Origin of the sequence: Coprococcus sp. OM06-34AC (assembly GCF_003462545.1) — a bacterium.
GTDB lineage: Bacteria > Bacillota > Clostridia > Lachnospirales > Lachnospiraceae > Coprococcus > Coprococcus aceti.
The window spans coordinates 647,568-666,338 of record NZ_QTZF01000002.1 but is presented as its reverse complement, the minus strand read 5'-3'; the positions used below and the strand labels follow the sequence as shown (position 1 = coordinate 666,338).

Here is an 18,771-nt window from a genome sequence, read left to right as displayed (position 1 = left end):
ATGATTTAATAATTTCCAGCTAATCTATGGTTGACTTTTCATAGCTGGTCTCCATTATTTTAATCTCTGTGCTGTATCCTGAAATAGTCCAGGTACTTTTTAAACTTATCCTGCGCAGTAAGGCAGGTATCCCGCAGATATCCTCTTTCTCTATTCCATTCTGAAAGTCCTCTATAGTAATACCATTTGAGATCTTCATCTATGATAAATGGAACTATATCATATTTCAGACACTCCTTGAACAATATCAGCCTGCCAACCCTGCCATTGCCATCTTGAAACGGATGAATACTTTCAAATTCATGGTGAAAATCCAGAATATCATCTAGTGTCTTTTCATTGAGCTTGCGGTATCTTGCAAGGAGATTTTTCATTTTCTCTGGAACTTCTTCCGGCAAAGCCGTATCATGACCGCCCACCTCATTCGGAACTTTCTTGTAATCTCCCACCGCAAACCATTCTTTTCGTGAGTCCTGAGTTCCATTCTTTAGAATCAAATGCAGCTCCTTTATCATTTTCTCACTTAATAAGTTCTTTGCATCATCGATCACCAGATCTATACACCTGAAATGATTGGTCGTCTCGACTATATCGTCAACATTTATCGCCTGATCACTCACGCCTATAGTATTTGTCTCATATATATACCGTGTCTGATCATGACTGAGCCTGCTGCCCTCTATATGATTGGAATTGTAAGTGAGATCCACCTGTATCTTATGATAAATGCCACCTTTAATTCCATTTTTTTTCTCTTCTCTCAGCACAGTCAGCAGATCCCGGTTCTCTTCTCCCGCAGATTGACGCATTGGTTTCTGCGCAGAATCCGGTATATTCCACGTCTTTCCCGTCAGAAAAGCCCCAGGAATCTTATCATGAGCGCAGTAATTTCTAACGGTTCGTTCTGACACATTCCATTTTTTTGCAGTCTCTGCAACTGAAATATAACCCATGAAAATCCCTCCTTTTACGCAATGGGCTTTTATCATCTGCACAGTGTTTTGTATATAGATAGTATATGCCGTTACCGGCAAGAAATCAACTTTTTCAAGATTTGAAACCGTTCATTTCTTGCCGATAACGGCATATCTTACATTACTCATATATAGGTTCAAAGTCGTCTGCTCCGTGTCCACACAGAGGACATACATAATCTGCCGGGAGCTCACTTCCCTCATATACATAGTTACATATCTTGCATCGCCATCCCACTATCTTCTTATCTGTCTTAGGAGGCTTGTCTGCCTTTGGCTTTACATGTGCCTGATAATCAGCATATGTGAGAGGAGCCTTGTCTGACAGCATCTTTGCATCAACCACCTCCGCGATGAACAACGTGTGCGTTCCGAGATCATGGCTCTCAACTACCTTGCCGCTGATTACCGCACATGCATACCAACCCATGTATGGAATTCCATTGATATCCTCCGGCATCTTTATGCTCTCGAACTTGTCCACATCTCTTCCCGACTGGAAACCGAAGTGCTTTATCGAGTCAAATGTACACTGCTCGTCAAGTACACTGAGGGCAAACACACCACTCTCCTTGAGCAGATCACATGTGTAATTCGTGTTGAGAACCGATATCGCAACCCGCGTTGGATTGTTCGCCACCTGTATACAGGTGTTGATGATGCAGCCATTTGTCTTGTCGCCCAGCTTTGTGGACAACATGAAAATCCCGTATGATAAACTGTAGATCGCCTTTTTATCCATGATAATAACCTCCTTGTCAATCATAATTAATCAGTTATATAGATTTATTCTCAATAAGATATTTCTATAATACCACATTATCATGCAAAAAGCTCCCCCTGTTTATCACAGGGAGAGCCTTTATTTAGCGAATAAATCTATCTCTCAACAGATATTATGTCATTTATTCCGTTGGCTGATTCCTGATAAAATACTTTTATTTTATCCCCGCTCTGTATAAATATCAGTTCCTCGTTCTCTGAGAAATCCTGCTTGTATACATTGCCATTTTCATCCGTGATATACACATATGTCGTCTCATCCATGTTGATATATTTGATATCAGCTACCGTGATCTGTCTGTTTGGTATATCATCCGTCATGCTCTGCGTACTCTTAAGTCCGTTCTCTGCCAGCAGCTTGTTGTATGCCGCAAGTGCGTCCTTCTGGGTAGTGCCTGTAGCTACAATATTGTACTTCTCCACATCGACAAGCGCATACATCTTTACCAGGCCACCGTTGTCCTTTAAGACCATGATGTAGGTTGGTATTCCGCTGATATTGATGAGTGATGGGAAGGATGCCTTATAACCAAGATGCTGTACCTGTCCCTCTGCCGATGACATGGCTGAGTATTCCTCTGCACCTGCCACCTTATAATATTTGCTCTCTCCTGTCCGGAGATTCATCAGAGCAAATCCTATGTTGGACTCGTCACCATTTACCGATGTGACACCTGTATATACCCACACATCGCCGTCCATAACCTTGTAACCATAATCATCCGTAGTCCTCTTGCAGCCCTTATTGCCAAATACGCTGTTCCAGTAGCCGCCTGAGAGCTCGCCGTACCAGTCGTATTTCTGGCACACCAGGTCGCCATCATATACACGGTCCACCCAGTGTGGAACATCACTGACTTCATGGTACTCTGTATCGCCCGTACACGGATCGCATATAACCACGCCCTTTACATCCTTTGCACCGAAGAGTCCTGCATGCGACTCAAGAACCGGACAGATGTAATATGGATTGCCATCGTCATTGAGCTCCAGATAGAAACCTTCAAATATATATGTCGGATAAGCCATCTGGACATGTCTGTACAGGTTCTTGTTGAAATACGCTGAAGGTGAATACACTATAGGCTTTTCAGTCTGTATATAGTGTGCCTCATTCTTTACAGGATCCACAAGAACATAACCCGGGATTCCGTTCTTCCTGTTGTTCATATATTTGATGAATCCCGCATAGTTGAGTGCTGCGACCTTCATCGGCGCGCCATTGTAATCTATAGTGCTGTAATTGCCGCTGACCTCATACTGGCTGACCACATCCGAGAGTGAACCGACGGCTCTCTCACCTATGATCCTCGCTGTGCTTGTATCCATCAGTGCAATGTCATTTATCTGCCTGCTCTCCGGGATATCCGTCTGGAAGTCCCCATCCTCTATATTGATGAGACTTGCATACTTTGATGCACAAAACAGCTTGGATGACGCCGCCACCATAATGAGTCCGACCACTATCATTATTACTACTATCCATGCTGCCGGTTTCGTTGCTTTCGTTGCGACACTTCTGGTATCATTACTCTCCACCGTGAAATCAAGCGTACAAAAGCCAACAAGCGCAACTGAAATGACCATCCACACCCAGAAACTTGTACTCTGTATGTTGATCGCCGGTGTTGCCGCATAATAGTATATAAGCTCTCCTATGACCAGCACGACAAATGCTATCACATTCCATTTGCCGAGCCTTCCTGGGGGCTTTGCAAATATCTCCTTTGCCGCTCCTGTGCTTTTCTTTTTCTTTGTCTGTTTACCCATGTTGCCCTTCTTTCCGGCTTACCACGATCTGATTTTTCGCTGCATATACTTACCGGATCGTGTCTGCCATTAATCTATCTACTCCATATGTCTGCCCCATATATTATCATCTATTCCGATAAAAATATATATCTATCCGGTATATGTTATGCCTCGTATCGTTCTGCCAGTGAACGATTGTATATATGTGCTCTCCTGTGCTTTTTGTTATCCTTTTGCCTTCTCTATCCACTTCACAGCCTTTGCCAGCCTCTTCCCGGAATCGGCAAAATGCCCACCTGGATTTATCTCATATATCACATCGTTGTCTTTTTTGAGAAGTTCGCAAATCTCCTTTGTCCGATCCGCCACAGTTGCCATAAGTCTGTCTGACGTTCTCGATTCCTTACCGCCGAGGCTGATGTATATATGTTTATTCGCAAGTGTCGGCTGGCTGTTTACATATTCCACAAATCCCGGATACCACATTGAACCTGAACATGTGGCACACCCGGCAAATATATCCGTCTGATACATTGCCCAAAGTGCAAAAAGCCCGGCAAGCGAATATCCCATGATATAAAGAGGTCTGTTCGCCTGGCTTTGAATATCCAACTGCGGTACGACCTGCTGTTCTATATAATCCAGTGTCCGTCCTGCCTCCCCGGCAAATGATCCATCGACCTCATCCGATCTCCACGGTGAGAGATTCCTGTTCCAGTCATCTATCTGTATCGCAACAAGTGTAAAATGTTCTTCTCCCACCAGTTCTCTGATAGAATCCGCTGTGTGCTCCAGTTCATCTCCCCTGTGTGGGTACATGACCCAGAGGATGATCGGACCATTTTCCGAAGATATAAGTGTGTGTATCTGCATGTTTTTCATCTCCTATAGTGTGTCGGCTATCTTCTGGACTTTCTCCACTGATATGTTCAGTTTCTTCGCTATCTCTTCTATAGGAACCTTCACATCCAAATATGCCCTCACTGCACCCTTTAATTCTCCTCGCGCCTCGCCTATAGATATCCCTCTTTCTTCTCCTCTGGCTTCCGCCCTATCAAGTACTTCACACATATTTTTTAAACCTCCTTTATTTCCGTTAGCCTGCGCCTGTTCAAATCTTTCGTCCTGCGTCAATACACTCAAATGAATTGTCACCGGAAGAACTTTTGGATATAATGAATTATATAATGATCATCTGTGGGTAATCAACTTACTCACGGATGATTTTTATTTATACGGCGGTTTTTCATAGTTGACTTATTGCGGAATCTGTATTATATATTATAATACAGATAATACAAAAAAGGAGGGACACCACATGATCATAGAGCTTGACATGAGCAGTGACACACCCATATACGTACAGCTGCGCAATCAGATAGTAAAGGGAATCGGCAAAGGCGAGATACAGTCAGGTGAAAAGCTTCCCACTGTAAGACAGCTTGCGGCGGATGCCGGCGTGAACACAATGACTGTGAATAAGACATACCAGATACTCAAAAACGAGGGATATATCAGAACTGACAGAAGGCTTGGAGCATTTGTATCAGAAAATATCAATATGGACGCCGAGTTCCGTGACAAGCTGGAGTCAGAGTTGGAACTTCTGTCTGCCGAGGCAAGCATAACCGGGATGAACCGGGAAGATTTTCTCAAGTTGTGCGATAAAGTATATTCCAAAATGAAGTCTTCTCCAATCCAAATATGATACAATGAGCCGTTAGGCGATATGGTGTAACCAATTTGCATGAAAATAATACCAATTATGAATAAGCATTATCATAACTGGGAGAAAGAATCTTTATACAACAAATATCCACTAAAATAACAGAAAGGAGCCGCTTATGAGCATAGCATTATTTATCATCTTCCTGTTTATGAACTTCTTCATACTGCTCATAATGAAGTTCGTATATACAAGTAATTATTCGTATACCGAAGGAATGCTACTGGGTGTCCACATTCCAAAGGAACACAGTGAAGACGAAACCGTCCTGAATATTGTTGCTGCTGCCAGACGTAAGATGAACCGGATTATCTGGATAAATCTCATCCTTGGAACAGCCCTGTGCTTTGTCGTGTTCTGGGAGATCATTATATTCGTACTGGCATACACTGTCTGGATGATCGCATTCTGTTTCCTTATAACATATGCAAACAACTCCGCGCACAGGAAAATGTATGCCCTTAAGATGAAAAATGACTGGATAATCCCTGCTCAGAAAAGAAAACGCTACATTGATACAAATGTGTCAACCCAGATCGGCAAAAGTGAGATCAGTTTCAATTATCATGGAATAATAATCCTTGTAGAGCTCATTTGCCTAGTGCCATTTGTGATAGGGAAAAGTGCGGTCATATCAACCACAATGATAATAATGGGACTCTGCTCCGTCCTGATGTCACTTACATCCATGATATTCCACATATATGTAAACCGGCACGAGCGAACTGTGTACAGCTCGGATACCCAGCTCAACCAGACCGTCAACAGAACCATGAAGATATACAAGGGACTAGCAATGCTGATTCTTTCGGCAACAAATGCTGTCGCATGGGTATATATCACTATTGACACCCTGATTCATTGCATATCATCAGCCAGTAAGTCCCGGCAAATTTCGCTTTCTGATATCCAAAATTTCAAGGGTACGCTTGTAGATGTCTCGCTGTGCAGCTCCGCACTCTATGTCTATATATTTATCCAGACTCTCGCAGCCATCGGATTGTTTGCACCTCTCCTCATGGCACAAAGCAGAAAACGTGAACTCTTGGCAGCCGACACCCAGCCTCTCTACGTGGATGACGACGAATACTGGAAAACCGGATATTACTACAATCCTTCCGACCCGCATGTGCTGGTTCAGAACAGATTGCAGAGTGGAAATTATACATTTAACTATGCCACCAGGAGCGCAAAGATTTTTACAGGACTTACATATATCCTTATCACCGCCTGCATTGTCTGGACGATAGGCGTGCTTGTGCCATTCATAAACGTGCATATCGACACTCATCTTGACTCCAACAAACTCACAGTGTCTGCTGCCATATACTCATCGGAGATATATTTTGATGACATCGAGGAGGTTCAGCTTCTGGATGAACTGCCAGACGATGATTTTATTCGCACAAACGGAGGTGCCACCGATGAATACCTGATCGGCCATTTCAAGAGCAGCACCTACGGCAAATGTGGGCTGTATGTATACGCAGACAGTTATCCCATCATCATGATAAAGACAAGGGATGAAGTGATATTTATGAACACCAAGGATTCTGATGATACTTATTCTATCTTCGAATCCATACATTCATGAGATAACGCCAAAACAGGCACAATAGATAAGACCATCATGCATTTTAACACTAAATACATGATGGTCTTTTGATCTGTTCACACATAGCCATTCCGTCTATGCTATCATTTTCTTAAGAAATGCTCCCTGTTAGGATACTCCTGCCTGAACGCCGCCAGTGCTGCGCTCTGAAGTATGGCAAATTCCTTGTCCATGTGCAGCATGTGCGGCGCGTCAAATGCGATGGAGCTTATCTGATCTGCGATCTTCTTCGCCACGCCCTCATCCGAGAGCTGCCCCATGCCAAATGCTATGGATGTGAAACCTCTGCCGCCTCTGCTCACCTCGATGAACTTGAGAAACGCATTCTTGAGTTCATATAGCAGTATCTCCTGTTCCTCGACACTTCTTCTGTCTGCATCGAACAGGCAGAGCTTGCTTATAATCTCCACTGCCTGTTTCTTTTTCTGACCTCCGATGTCAACAGAACCGCCCTCCGATATGTATTTGAGCTCCATAAGGCAGCCCACAAATGCATCATTCTTCGGCTTTCTCTTGCCATATCTCGCCGTCCACAATCTCTGACGGAAGGCAGTAGACGAACCGGCGCTGTCACCATCCATATCCGTGCTGTTATTTTCCAGCAGTTCAAGTCTCTTATCTGCATCCGTCTCTCCGTAAAATTCTTCTATCCAGCTATTTCCCATATGCATCCTTCCCGAATATTTAATTCACAATTTTTTATTCACGTATCAGTCGGTTACCCTTATCTGTGCAGGAAATCATCCACGCTGTCAACATCGACCTTCCAATAAGGCGACACGTAATATTTGCCCTCTTCAAGATTATGACCATCAATGCTGTTTCCCTTGAAGAGATCAACTGCCAACCGCGCTATCTCTCCCGCCTGGGCCTCCTTGTCATTATAAACTGTTCCCTGCATATTTCCCTGCTTTATCGCCTGGAGAGCATCATCAAGTCCGTCTATTCCAAAGATCACAGGCCATTTGTCCCGGCTTATACTTGAGTTATCGTACGCCTCAACTGCGCCCAGTGCCATCTCATCATTGTTGGATATGACAAGCTCTATCTGACTGCCATACTGACTTATAAGCTGAGTCATTCTGTTCTCCGCCTGACCTCTGTTCCAGTCTGCAAACTGATAACTGAGCTTCTCAAGATCCACTCCCTTATCCATGATGGTCTTCACCGAACAGTCGGTTCTGCTTATGGCATCCTGATGTCCGGCCTCCCCCTCCAGAAGAACATACTGTATCTTGCCATCACCGTTGCGATCCACTTCGCTGTGCTTCTTTATATAATTTGCCGCAATCTCACCCTGCATATCACCGGATTCTTTTGCGTCACAGCCAACATAGTAGAGCTTTTCCCACTGCATCAGGTCATCACGCACCGGCTCTCTGTTGAAAAAGATCACTGGTATATCACTCTGCCTTGCTGACTTGATAATATTTGCCGGTGCGGTTCTGTCTACAAGATTTACACACAGCACATCGCAGCCTGCATCTATCATCTCATCAACTATCTCATCCTGCTCACGCTGATCATTATCACCACTTCTCACCGATACTATCACATTCATGTTTGTGGTCTCCATAGTCTTAAGCTGAGATTTCACCTTTTCAATCATGGCATTTATGAATGGATCATCTGCTGTATAAGTGACCACCCCGACTCTCATGGTTTTGTTTGATTTTTTATTGCTGCTGCCGCAGCCCATAAGCGAGACTATCATCGCAGCTGCCAGCAAAAGCACATATATTTTTCTTCGTTTCTGTCTACTCATATGAATATAAAAACCTCTCTACATCATCGGAGAACAAATCGTCACTGTATATTATCTTTATGCCCTCCTCCCGACTCTTCATCGTATACAACCTGCTGTTCAGACCCTTTACTACCTCTGTCACACTGGCATAGCCAACACCGTATCCATCCGGAATAACAAGGCACTTTATCTTGCCCGCATCAAGCAGCGCCACAGATTTTACGCTGGTCCCCATTCCATATATCTGGGCGCCATTGTACATACCGTTATCCGCATTCTCTCCTATCTCATCGATCGCATATGTGTCCATCACAACCATGTAGTCCACCTTTCCCAGAATATCCACAATGTCACATATGTTCTGATTGCCACATCGGCTGTACACCCAGCTCACCTCGCATCCGGTTCCTTCTATCGCATCCATAAGTCCTGCTTTTCCGCTCACACTTCCCTCTGTCTGGGAATATCCGGTTATAATGCCTATGCTTTTGCCACGGAGTCCGTCCGCATCATTTGCCCTGATCTGTTCTCCAAGGGTATATCCTATCTTGTAGTTATCAGGTTTTATCGTGACAAATCCCGAGGCGCCATCTTCACTGTATGCATCCTGGGTTATAAGTACAAATGGTACATCGCCAAGCTGTCCCAGCATATCCGATGTATCCTCGCCCGGTGCAGGACAAATTATGAATGCATCTACATCATTTTCAAGCTGTTCATCTATTAGCTCCTTCTCATCCTGGGCTGACTCGATATCATCGGTGTTGCATATGATAAGATGTACATCATTGACATTTGCTGATTGTTTAAGTCCATTTATAAGTCCATCCCACCTCTTATCACCGGAATTTGAAAGTATGACCGCTACTCTTTTCTGAGGTACATTTTCCCGGAATATCTGGTGTATAAAGAATCCGGCTATTACAACCAAAAACAGCTCCGCGATCAGGAATGTTATCTTACTCTTCTTCATCTGTCGCCATCCCCCTTCCAAAATCCTGCCTCTCAAGTCTCTCTCTGTTCTCCTCCGTGTAAGGAATGGCTGGAATGTGAATGACAACCTTTGTTCCCTCGTCCGGCTCACTGTACACCTTTAATCCATATTCGCTGCCAAACATCAGCTTTATCCTGGAGTGAACATTGATAACACCCACTCCGGAGCCATGCTTTGGCACCTTATTGTTGTCCACAAGGATGTTCCGGACAACATCCTCCGACATACCCATGCCATTATCCTCAACTGAAATGTAGATGTCATTGCCCTTCTTCTCACCGCGGACAGTTATCTTGCCGCCATCGTCCTCATCCATGTTGCCCACACCGTAGTATATTGCATTTTCCAGGATTGGCTGCACGATAAGTTTAACTGTACAATAGTCATTTATCTCTTCGTCTATGATAAATTCTGTAGCAAATCTTTCTTTATATCTTACCTTCTGTATGTTCATGTAACTCGTGCTGTGCTGGATCTCGTCCGCTATCCTTATGACAGTTCTGCCTTTTGACAGACTTATCCTCAGCAGCTTTGCAAGCTCAGATATCATAAATACTGCATCTGTATTTCTGTTCGCCTCCACCATCCATGTTATGGACTCCAGTGTATTATACAGGAAATGCGGATTGATCTGACTCTGGAGCGCATCCATCTCACTCTTTCTCCGCTCATTCTGCTGTCTGATTATCTCCTGCATCAGAACCTCTATCTGCTCATAGGATTTCTTGACCGAATATCCCAGATGTCTTATCTCGGAAGATCCTCCAATATATATATCCGTGGTTCCACCTGTCTCATATGACTTTACTGATTCATTCAGCTTAAGTATAGGCTTTGAGATTTTCTTTGTTATGATCCTGTTCACCCACAAGAGCATCATAAGCAATATCACAACCGTAGTTATGATGTAATATCTGTACTGATTGATGCTGGCAGTCTGAACACTTTCCGGGACAACTCCTATGATCTTCCATCCAGTGTAGGCTATACTGCTGACAACAACATTTTCTGTGCCACCCGTCATCTTGATCTCATATGTACCGTCATCGTATACCGCTGCCTCTGTACTTTCCTCTGTGAAAAAGCCTCTGTCTATCTCTGCTCTTCGCGGATGGTATATGATATCTCCGTCACGATTGCACAGATAATAATAAGTCTCACTTGAAGAATCATTGATCCTTGAAAGAGCCTCCTCGATCACGGAATACTTCATATCTATCAGAAGCACGCCGTTTACCGGCTTATCTCCATCATTGATATCAACAGAACGGCTGAGGGATATGACCCAATAATACCTGTTGGCGCCATCTTGAAACAGATCTTGTATATGAGGTGTAGAAAAGTGCATATTCTCTATATCTTCAGATGCATTCTTGTACCATTCCTGTTCCTCCACATTAACCTTATCCTTCTGCACTGCAACCGGCTCCGCAGCAATAAGCTTCCCGGAATTGTCGTACAACGCCATACTCTGCACTTTGTCAACATTCACCTCATATAAAAGGCTGAACTGTCTGCTGAACTCCTGACTGGAGATGTCATATTCCTGGATAATGTTATAATTCACTCCATTAGATATCTGTCTGATACCTGCCAGGTCTGTATCCACTTTATCCACAGTACTCTCTATCATGCTTTCTGCATTTGACACTGCAGTCTGCTTTATCGCAAGCTTGAATCTATTGTAAATAAGAAACCCCATAACAACAGTTGTGGTTATCGTCAGTCCTGTGAGCACCGCCATGATTATTGACTGTATGTCAAATCCTATAAATCTGCCATGATGAAACCAGCCTCGCAGCCTCGCGCGCAGAGAATATTTATTTTTCTGCTTTTTGCCCTGAGCATCCTTTTTCTCTCTAATCTTCAAAACAATTCTACTCCCCTTATACTTTCTCTGCTCTACTTATTCCCCGCATGTTCAGTTCTGTACTTTGATGGCGACATTCCAAATCTCTTCTTGAACACATAGCTGAAATAATTTGCATCCTGATATCCCACCTGCTCTGCTATCTTATAGCTCTTCTCATTTGTCTCAAGTATGAGATTGGCTGCGTGATCCATCCTGTAATCCGTCAGATACGAGATAAATGCCTTGCCTGTCTCCTTCTTGAACACCGATGAAAAATACGAATTGGACACACCAAGCTCTGAGCACACCGTATCCAGCGACAGATCGGGCTCCATATACCTGTCAACTACCATATTCTGGGCATCCGTTACCATTCTTCTGGACGTGTTATTTCTGGCATTTTTCAATTCCTCGCCGATCGCCATCGATGTGTCTATGAGCCATGCTGTGAGGGTAACTTCATCCATCTCAGGAACCTTCTCGTATGGGTTGCTGATCCCACCTGAAAAATTATCAAAATCTATAAAATTATTTGCACAGAATCTGTAGAATGTTCCTACCATCTCCATGAGCGTCAGCTTGTACCTGTTCATGGTCTGTGCAGATCTGTGCAGCTTCTCTATCTCATCATGTACTGCGCCCTCAATGGCATCTCTTTTGCCAAGATATATTGACTTGATAAGCTCATGCATATTTGCATCTTCATACTGTACTGCTGCCTTCTGCTCCTTCGGTGCGATCTCAGCAATATTTATAGCCCTCTGGGTTCCGTATAGAACCCTGTATGATACAGCTTCTCTGGCACCCTCATATGAGTTGTTGATATTCAGAAGACTGTCGCACACTCTGCCAATACCGGCAGTCACCACGGCCCCCATGACCCGGTAAGCCCATCTGCAGAATCTGTCGCAGGCATCCGTCAGCTCTGCCATGGCATCCTCTGAGACTATCTCGATGATGAGCACTGTGTTGCCCAGATATGTAAATACCTTGCATTTCCATGTATCAGCAATTCTGTCCTTGATCTGCTGTTCCACTGACATTGACAACAGAAGCGGGTTCATTCCATCTGGAACGTGATGCTCCGATGTATGAAAAACCGCGCAGCAATAAAGCGGTCCCTTCATATCGATCTGGTATGCTGCAAGGAATTTCTCATAATCCGACTCGCTCACTCTGCCCTCTATCAGTGATACAAACAGATTTGTCTGAAGAACAGGCAGAGATGCATTGAAATAATTTGCAAGCTTCTCTACATTCAGCTTTTCCTCCCTCTCCTTGTCCAGAGAGTTCTTGACCCTCTTCAGACAATCCGAGAGTTCTAATGCATTTATAGGCTTGAGCATGTACTCCTCTATCTCAAGGTGCACCGCCTCCTTGGCATACTCAAACTCATCAAACCCTGTGAATATGATGATGTGTATATTCTGATAATCATTGTTGAGTCGTCTGGACAGCTCAAGACCGTCCATATATGGCATCTTAATATCCGTTATGACCACATCCGGCTGCAGCTTCTCCACCAGTTCAAGAGCCTTCACACCATTGTTGGCACTTCCCACAACATCAAACCCGAGCATATCCCAGTGAATCTTTCTCTCTATAACATCTATAACCTCTTCCTCGTCATCGACAAGGATAACCTTGTATTTATCCATCTAACAGAAATCCTTTCTATATATCAAATGCCACCCGGTTCACCGGTCTTTTCCAGCAATGTAATTATATCAAATACCGCAGAGAATATCTGTACTTTTATTATTATTTCATTATTTCTTCATCTATACCGTCAAGGAATTTTCCTCACCTGTCCGTGACTCGAAGCCTTGCCTGTTTCCAGCTGAGGATCCAGCTTGTTTCCGGCTGCATGCATGGCTGCATTTATATACTGCGACATCGATAGTGAACACGACTGAGCTTCAGCGCTTTTTGCCACTGCAGAGACCGCATTGCCCTTATCGCGGTCAAAGCAGTGTGCAGATAAAAGCAAGCTGAAGTGAGGGAAAGGGAACACTCGTCCAGAAATTCACAATATATAAATATCTCCTCAGGCCAGCCTTCCTTGCATGCGCCTGCCACTTTTATGCATGCCACCTAATCGATAGCTAGACGCGACTGAGCTTCAATGATTTTTGCTAAGGCAGAGCGCGCAAACGCCCTTATCGCGCGCGGCGCCGCATGCAGATAAAATCATTGGAGCGAAGGAAGCGGCTGCGTGATTAGGTGGCATGCATAAAAAAGTGGCATAGATGCACAGAAGGCGTCCGCCAATCCACATGCCTTGCGTCATGCGTGCACTTCGTGCACTTCACAAGGAATCCTCCCGCTTATGCGGGCCCCTCCTTATGAAAAAAGCCGCTCAATCCATCCTGTAGACGATCCGAGCGGCTTTTTATATAAAGGTTTTGTGAGAGTTAAATTTGTTGTTCCTTACTTCTTCTGTACATACTTGAGACAGTCAAGAGTTACAGCGGCAAGGATGATGATACCTTCAAATATGAACTGAAGGTTTGTATCAATACCAAGAATAGTAAGTGAGTAGGTAAGTGATGTGAAGATAAGAACACCAGTTACAACACCGGAGATCTTACCGATACCACCTGTGAATGAAACACCACCAACAACGCAGGCTGCTATGGCGTCCATATCCCAGCCCTGTCCATAAGCTGCACTACCTGAACCAACCATTCTGTTACACTCAAGCCATGATCCGAATCCGTAAAGGATACCGGCAAGGATGAATGCGCCAAGTGTTACCTTGAAAACTGATATACCTGAAACTGCTGCTGCCTCTGGGTTTCCACCTACAGCGTACAGATTCTTACCAAATGTAGTCTTGTTCCAGATGAACCATACTACAACTACAGCAACTATTGCCCAAATGATAATAGTTGGGAAGTTTCCTATTGTTGGGATGAACATATTTGGTATTGCTGAATCAATAGCACCAAATGAAACACCCTTTGTCGCATATGTTACAAGTCCGAAGATTATCAGCATGTTCGCCATTGTTGAGATGAACGGATGCATCTTGTACTTCGCCATGAAGAAACCTGCAATACTTGAGAATACTGTTGTGAGGATAATACATGCAACAAGTGCAAATAATGCTTTTCCTACAACCGGCATACTTGAGAAATCAAATATGTGTCCGAACACACCACCTGTATTTGCACCGTTGTGCATGATAATGGTAGCTGTAACCATACCCATACCAACCATACGTCCAATCGAAAGATCGGTACCAGTCAGGAGGATAAGTCCCGCAACACCGAGTGCCAGGAACATTCTAGGTGATGCCTGCTGAAGTATATTCAGTATATTGGTAACTGTGAGGAGCTGTGTGTTCTTCACAATCGGAGTGATGATACAAAGTGCAATGAATATCAACACGATTACTATATACAGACCATTCTTGTAAAGGAACTGTGTTGTATTGAATGTGTACTTGTAATTCTCAAATTTCTGTGCTCTGCTCTGCATGAATGTGTACTTGGACATTCTAAGAAGATCTATCAGATGATACTTGTGTGAAAATGCATCATGCTTTCTGTCCTTGATCTCCTGAAGTCTTGACTCATGTGTCATCTGTGCATCAAAGAGCTTGTTCTTGTATACATATTTCTCGTCCTTGATCTCTTCCGAATCAGAGAGCTTTGCAAGTGTCTGCTCATGCTCTGTCTTGAGTGTCGCCTTTACTCTCTCATAGGACTCATTTTCTGCTGCCTTCTCAGCCTCGCAGCTTGCCACTACCTTGCTGTAGTACTCGCTGTCATAGTGCTCCTTAAGGTATCCCTCTGCATCGGCGATGAGCTTTGCAACCTTATCTTTGTTGGCTGCCTCAACTGCCTTTGCCTTCTCCAGGGCTGCCTTATCCTTTGCGATTATGCTATCCTTTTCATCCTTTGATAAATTCTTATCTTCCTTTGCGATAGCTATATGGTTCTTCAAACTACGAACCTTGTCAGATCCATCAACTCGAAGTTCATCGATCTGAGCCTGTATCTTTCCAACATATTCATCAATCGGCTTGAGGAGTTTTTCCTCTGCATCAGCCGAAAGGATCATATTTTTATCTGCCATATCCATGCTCCTCTCTATTACAAATATTTAGCACTAAGTCTTAACAATTCTTCCTGATTAGTCTCCTTGGTATTTACAATTCCGGCAAGGTGTCCATTTGACATAACACCTATACGGTTTGTGATACCCAGGATCTCCGGCATCTCAGAGGAGACAACTATGATAGTCTTGCCCTGCTTTGCCATGTTGATTATAAGTTCATATATTTCATACTTGGCTCCTACATCGATACCTCTTGTAGGATCATCCATCATGAATACATTTGGTGAACGCTCAAGCCATTTTCCGAAGATAACCTTCTGCTGATTACCACCGGACAGGTTGGCGATCATATCGTCAGGTCCCATACACTTGGTGTGCATGACCTTGATCTCCTCAGCTGTGGCACGAACCATGCTGTCATGTGACAGTGCCACGCCGCTCTTGTAGTGGTTCATATTTGCAATGGTGGTATTGAAGGTGATATCTGCCTTGAGGAAAAGGCCATTTGCCTTTCTCTCCTCAGTGATAAGGGCAAATCCGTGATCCATAGCATCCTTTGGACCGGTGAAGTTCATGATCTTGCCACCATACATTACATTTCCTGCTGCTCTTGTACGAATACCAAAAATTGTTTCCAGGAGCTCTGTACGGCCTGCACCAACCAGACCATATAGACCGAATATCTCACCCTTCTTCACATCAAATGTGATGTTCTGGAGCTTCGGTGCATACTTTGTGGAGAGTCCCTGTACTGAGAGGATCGTCTCACCCGGCGTATTGTCGACCGGTGGGAATCTGTTATCAAGTGAACGACCAACCATGGCTGATATAAGCTCGTTCATGTTGGTGTCCTTGCTGTCCTTTGTCATGACCAGACTACCGTCTCGGAGAACTGATATCTGATCACAGATCTCAAATATCTCATCCATCTTATGTGAGATGTAGATCAGGGAAATTCCCTGCTCCTTGAGCTGTCTCATCATCTTGAAAAGCTTTGCAACCTCAGGTGCTGTCAGCGATGATGTAGGCTCATCAAGTACGATTACCTTGGAATTGTACGAGATAGCCTTTGCGATCTCACACATCTGTCTCTGGGAAACTGACATTCTCTTCATCGGCTGTGTAAGATTGACCGTTATACCCAGCTTTCTGAACAAGTCTGAAGCTTCCTTCTTCATACGGCCCTCATCGATGACTCCAAGAGAGTTCTTTGGATAACGTCCAAGGAACAGGTTGTCAACAACGCTTCTCTCAAGACACTGATTTAATTCCTGATGAACCATCGCAACTCCATTCTCGAGTGCATCCTTAGGGCCAGAAAAATTTACTTCTTTTCCATCTAATATTATTGTGCCTTCGTCCTTCTGATAGGTTCCGAAGAGACACTTCATCATTGTCGATTTACCGGCACCATTCTCACCCATAAGTCCCATGATCGAACCAGGTTTAACATTCAAATTAATATGGTTAAGGACCTTGTTTCTGCCGAATGATTTGCTCATGCCTTGAATCGATAAGATGTATTTATTCTTATCTTCTGCCATATCTCTACTTCCTTTCATTGAACATCAGCCCATTAATAGTCGCCTTCGGCGAGGACTGATGCTACATATCAAGTTTTCATAGAAAACTTGATACATGCTCTTAGTAAAAGAAGGGTATCAAATGTTTAGTCTGACACCCCTCTGAGTTAAATCATTTCCTATTGATCAATCATCCAGGTAACTTATATTACTTAGAGAGAATTGATGTGTATGATGCTGCATTGTCTGTCTTAACCATGTTGATTGCAAATGCATCATACTCGCCTGGGTTACCAAGACGGTTTGTGATGTTAGACTCTGTCTGTCCATCACCACCGATGTAATCTACATTCAGGTTAAGAAGGTCATCGTAGTTCTGAAGAAGTGGCTGGTATGTTGAGCTCAGGAAGTTATCTGAAGCGTTGTAGATATCAAGCCATACCTTCTTGCTTGGGCTCTTGCTTGAGTCAAGCTGCTTTGAAACCTTGTCATAAACCTTTGTTGAATCTGTGAAATCCTGATAGTTGTCTGCTGTTACTGCCACATTCAGTGCGTAGTATGATCTCTCGTCTGCGCTGTATCTGTAGTCAACACCTTCCTCAAGCTGGTTTCCAGCCTCGTCTGCTGTACCGATACCAGTATCAACATCTACACCATCAAGTGCGTTACGGAGAACTCTCAGTGTCAGGTAAGCCTGAACATCTGCATGCTGTGAAATTGTTCCGCCGTAGCCCTCTGCAATTGCTGCAACTGCATCGCTGTTAGCATCGTATCCAAATGTAGGAACCTTTGCGTCCTTTGCCCAGGCATTGAACATTGACATTCCCATACCATCGTTATTTGAAACAACTACATCGATCTGATCACCAAATGAAGCTGTCCATGTTCCTATTGCATTACCAGCTGTAGCTGCATCCCATGTAGCTCCTGCTGAGTTCTTCATCTCCTGTGATGCAAGCTCTCTGATCGTATATGTCTTGCCATCTACATCAAGCTTAGCATCCTGTACTACTGTTGCCTTACCATCTACGTTTGTTCCGGCTGGTGTTGAATCAACTGCTCCGCTTGCATCAACTCCTGTGCCAAGTGCTGAACGAACACCTCTTGTACGCGCGATTGAATCATTGTGTCCGATATCACCGATTGCAAGTACATATCCGATGACTCCATCACCGTTACGATCGATCGTTGCTGCGTTTGCCTTGATGTAATCAAGAACCATCTGTCCCTGAAGCTCAGCACCCTGATTAGCATCAAATCCTACATAATATGTGTCCTTGTTGTAGCTAAGGGCATCCTTGTCAAGCTCTCCTGTTGAGCTGTTGGATGGCTGACGGTTGAACCAGCAAAGTGGCTTGTCCTTGTTTGCTACTCCGCTGCTTGAACTTCCGCCACTTGAGCTTCCGCCTGATCCACATCCTACCATTGATAATGCAAGTGTTGCAGCTGCTGCTACAGCTAAAATTCTTCTTTTTCTCATATTACGTTCCCTCCTGTTCTTTGAACATCAGCCCATTTGTAATTGCCTTCGGCAAGGGCTGATGCTGCATGTTAAGTTTTCTGAAACTTAACACATCCTTTGGCTTTGTGTGTTTTATTTTTTCGTCTTGCCTCATTGACTGTATTCATTATAATTTGACAGGGGTTTTGAAAGAATAGAATATTTTTGGATTAATTAGCAAAATTTTGCGATTTATTGAAATTTTTATAGATATTTTTAACAATAGCGGTTGTTTAATA

The 18,771-nt window shown here is 43.8% G+C and carries 15 protein-coding genes; 2 read left to right on the top strand and 13 right to left on the bottom strand.

Going from position 1 to position 18,771, the window contains the following annotated elements; genetic code table 11:
- Window positions 1–59: 59 nt before the first annotated feature.
- The 5 genes from DXB91_RS06100 to DXB91_RS06080 all read right to left on the bottom strand — a co-directional run bounded on the left by DXB91_RS06100 (window position 60) and on the right by DXB91_RS06080 (window position 4,580).
- The gene (locus DXB91_RS06100; RefSeq protein WP_022217426.1) at window positions 60–953 is read right to left on the bottom strand and encodes a Fic family protein; all 894 of its coding nucleotides are present in this window, start codon (window positions 951–953) and stop codon (window positions 60–62) included.
- A gap of 142 nt (window positions 954–1,095) precedes the next feature.
- Complete coding sequence (locus tag DXB91_RS06095; protein ID WP_118017077.1) at window positions 1,096–1,716, bottom strand: flavin reductase; 621 nt, start codon at window positions 1,714–1,716, stop codon at window positions 1,096–1,098.
- A gap of 137 nt (window positions 1,717–1,853) precedes the next feature.
- Complete coding sequence (locus DXB91_RS06090; RefSeq protein WP_118017075.1) at window positions 1,854–3,527, bottom strand: hypothetical protein; 1,674 nt, start codon at window positions 3,525–3,527, stop codon at window positions 1,854–1,856.
- Window positions 3,528–3,734: 207 nt separating this feature from the next.
- Window positions 3,735–4,382 carry an alpha/beta hydrolase-fold protein gene (locus tag DXB91_RS06085; RefSeq protein ID WP_158564585.1) on the bottom strand — a complete coding sequence of 216 codons (648 nt, stop codon included), beginning with the start codon at window positions 4,380–4,382 and terminating at the stop codon, window positions 3,735–3,737.
- A gap of 12 nt (window positions 4,383–4,394) precedes the next feature.
- Window positions 4,395–4,580 (bottom strand): hypothetical protein, encoded by a 186-nt coding sequence (locus DXB91_RS06080; protein WP_199413848.1) that lies wholly within the window; start codon window positions 4,578–4,580, stop codon window positions 4,395–4,397.
- A gap of 247 nt (window positions 4,581–4,827) precedes the next feature.
- Between DXB91_RS06080 and DXB91_RS06075 the strand changes: the two genes are divergently transcribed.
- Entirely contained in the window at window positions 4,828–5,217 is a 390-nt protein-coding gene (locus tag DXB91_RS06075; RefSeq protein ID WP_118017071.1) for a GntR family transcriptional regulator, read from the top strand.
- A gap of 136 nt (window positions 5,218–5,353) precedes the next feature.
- A complete protein-coding gene (locus DXB91_RS06070; RefSeq protein WP_118017069.1) occupies window positions 5,354–6,829 on the top strand; it encodes a PH domain-containing protein in 1,476 nt (491 codons plus the stop codon).
- 104 nt (window positions 6,830–6,933) lie between these two features.
- On the opposite strand, the gene DXB91_RS06065 is transcribed toward DXB91_RS06070, so the two are convergent.
- The 8 genes from DXB91_RS06065 to DXB91_RS06025 form a co-directional block, all read right to left on the bottom strand.
- A complete protein-coding gene (locus DXB91_RS06065) occupies window positions 6,934–7,515 on the bottom strand; it encodes a DUF6553 family protein (protein ID WP_118017067.1) in 582 nt (193 codons plus the stop codon).
- 59 nt (window positions 7,516–7,574) lie between these two features.
- Complete coding sequence (locus tag DXB91_RS06060; protein ID WP_118017065.1) at window positions 7,575–8,615, bottom strand: galactose ABC transporter substrate-binding protein; 1,041 nt, start codon at window positions 8,613–8,615, stop codon at window positions 7,575–7,577.
- Window positions 8,608–9,570, bottom strand: a complete 963-nt coding sequence (locus DXB91_RS06055; protein ID WP_015534391.1) for a substrate-binding domain-containing protein — start codon at window positions 9,568–9,570, stop codon at window positions 8,608–8,610. Before DXB91_RS06055 ends, DXB91_RS06060 begins: the two co-directional genes overlap by 8 nt.
- Entirely contained in the window at window positions 9,557–11,461 is a 1,905-nt protein-coding gene (locus tag DXB91_RS06050; protein WP_118017063.1) for a cache domain-containing sensor histidine kinase, read from the bottom strand. The genes DXB91_RS06055 and DXB91_RS06050 overlap by 14 nt, the downstream gene beginning before the upstream one ends.
- Window positions 11,462–11,493: 32 nt before the next feature.
- A complete protein-coding gene (locus DXB91_RS06045) occupies window positions 11,494–13,101 on the bottom strand; it encodes a response regulator (RefSeq protein ID WP_118017061.1) in 1,608 nt (535 codons plus the stop codon).
- A gap of 772 nt (window positions 13,102–13,873) precedes the next feature.
- Window positions 13,874–15,526 carry an ABC transporter permease subunit gene (locus DXB91_RS06035; protein WP_117549881.1) on the bottom strand — a complete coding sequence of 551 codons (1,653 nt, stop codon included), beginning with the start codon at window positions 15,524–15,526 and terminating at the stop codon, window positions 13,874–13,876.
- Between the two features lie 17 nt (window positions 15,527–15,543).
- Complete coding sequence (locus DXB91_RS06030; protein WP_015534393.1) at window positions 15,544–17,052, bottom strand: sugar ABC transporter ATP-binding protein; 1,509 nt, start codon at window positions 17,050–17,052, stop codon at window positions 15,544–15,546.
- A 187-nt stretch (window positions 17,053–17,239) separates the two neighbouring features.
- The gene (locus DXB91_RS06025) at window positions 17,240–18,511 is read right to left on the bottom strand and encodes a substrate-binding domain-containing protein (protein WP_117549883.1); all 1,272 of its coding nucleotides are present in this window, start codon (window positions 18,509–18,511) and stop codon (window positions 17,240–17,242) included.
- Window positions 18,512–18,771: the final 260 nt, after the last annotated feature.